This window comes from Paenibacillus sp. LT-B23 (assembly GCF_059417685.1).
In genome coordinates, this window is the sequence record NZ_JBSQBM010000059.1 from 1 (window position 1) to 2,054 (window position 2,054).

General features: G+C 52.7%; 2 protein-coding genes. Both read left to right on the forward strand.

What is annotated here, in order from left to right; genetic code table 11:
- The first annotated feature begins 120 nt into the window (after nt 1-120).
- Nucleotides 121-291 (forward strand): hypothetical protein, encoded by a 171-nt coding sequence (locus ACWXW9_RS28925; protein WP_494932196.1) that lies wholly within the window; start codon nt 121-123, stop codon nt 289-291.
- 49 nt (nt 292-340) lie between these two features.
- Nucleotides 341-1,873 (forward strand): right-handed parallel beta-helix repeat-containing protein, encoded by a 1,533-nt coding sequence (locus tag ACWXW9_RS28930; RefSeq protein WP_494932197.1) that lies wholly within the window; start codon nt 341-343, stop codon nt 1,871-1,873.
- Nucleotides 1,874-2,054: the final 181 nt, after the last annotated feature.

A 2,054-nucleotide genomic window follows, 5' to 3' on the forward strand; every position in this document is an offset into this window, starting at 1 on the left:
GTCTTGAGAAAATAAAGTCTTTGTGTCCAGTGGGTTCCGTCATGATTGTGAGGCCGAGGATTTCGTATGGCAACACCGCCGTCCCAGGGTACCCGTCAGCATAGGGGGGTATCGGTCGGCATGGAGCATCAGATCACCGGCGGCCAGGGGAAATCGCAGGCAGGCCGGCGCAGCGAGGAAATGCTGCGATTCGCCAATGCCGACGGGCGCTGTCGACGCCTTGGCATCGGAGGCACCGGGAGTCTGCCGACTGTGGAGGCCGTCCTCCGTTTGCAAGCGGGACAGGCTTAGTGAATTTATGGTATAATTTACAAGACTAAACAAAGGGAGATGAGGAATTATGAAGAAACTCGGGGAAATTTTTCTGGCATTAGCCATAGTTTTGGGGCTTGGTCTAGCGGCCGGAAATGTGCAGCCTCCCTCCGCCTCCGCGGCCGGTACAGAGTATTATGTGGCCACGAGCGGCAGCGACTCCAACGCCGGAACGAGCGACGCGCCGTGGAAGACGCTGCAGCACGCGGCCGACGTGGCTCCTGCGGGCAGCACGGTTTACGTCCGGGGCGGCGTGTACAATCAGAAGCTGAAGATTACCCGCTCCGGCTCCGCTTCGCAGGGTCCCATCGTGTTCACCAACTATGGGACGGAGACCGCCACCATTGACGGCACAGGACTTTCGGTCAGCGGGACCCAAGGGCTGATCGAACTGGCCGATGTCGATTACGTTACCGTTCAGGGGTTTGAAATCCGCAATTTTACCACTGCTTCCAAGAACGTGGTGCCTGTAGGTATTTATGTCCACGGTTCGGGCGGCTTCATTAATCTGTCCAACAACAAAATCCATGACATCAAAAACACGGTCACCCCGACCGGCAAAGATCGGCTGGGCCGGGACGCCCACGGCATCGCTGTTTATGGCACGAAAGCTCCGGCTTCGATTCACGACCTTACGATCAGCGGCAATGAGCTTTACAATCTTGTGCTGGGTTCGAGTGAATCGCTCGTTTTAAACGGCAACGTAGATGGTTTTGCGGTGACCGACAACCTCATTCACAATAATGACAACATCGGGATCGATCTGATTGGCTTTGAGGGAACCGCGCCGAATACCGCTTACGATCAGGCGCGAAACGGGTTGGTGAAGGGCAACCGGGTGTACAATAATTCTTCCAATAATAACCTATCTTACAAGAAAGACGACAACTCGGCCGGCGGCATTTATGTGGATGGCGGCAAGGACAGCATTATCGAGCAGAACTACAGCTACAACAACGACATCGGCATCGAAATTGCCTCCGAGCATGCCGGCAAAGCCACCAGCAATATTACGGTCCGCAGCAACGTGATATATAACAACCGGCTGACCGGCATCGCCATGGGCGGTTACGATGATGAGCGCGGCTCGACGGTTAACTGCAAGATCGTGAACAACACGCTGTACAAGAACGATACGCTTGGCGGCGGAAGCGGCCAGCTATTCGTTCAGTACGATACGCAAAACAACGTGATCAAGAACAATATTTTCGTGGCCAGCTCCACGGATGTGCTGATCTACAATGAATACACCAAAAATTCCGGCAATGTTGTGGATTATAATTTATATTTCGCTCCGGCCGGCAGCTCGGAAGCCAACTGGACTTGGAAAAATAAAGAATATACGGGTTTCTCCGCTTATAAAAAGGGAGCCGGCAACGATGCCCATTCTCTGTTTGCCGATCCTAAATTCGTGAATGCCGCGAACGGCGATTTCCATCTTCAGTCTTCGTCTCCGGCAATCGATGCTGGTGACACGGACCGTGCCATCATCGGAACGCTGGATATTGACGGGAAGCCCCGAGTACAGGGAGCCTCTGTGAACATCGGCGCCTACGAATAAGCCTTATATTTAATGACAAACAGTGCGTACCGAAACTATGTGGTGCGCACTGTTTGTACGTTTTTACAATGTTCCTTGCATAGAATCAAAAAATACCGGATCATGTGTCGTGATATTCTTAAGTGAGTAGTCAGACTTTTGCTGGAACAGAAGTGTTCTCAGATTCGCCTTTTCCTCTAGA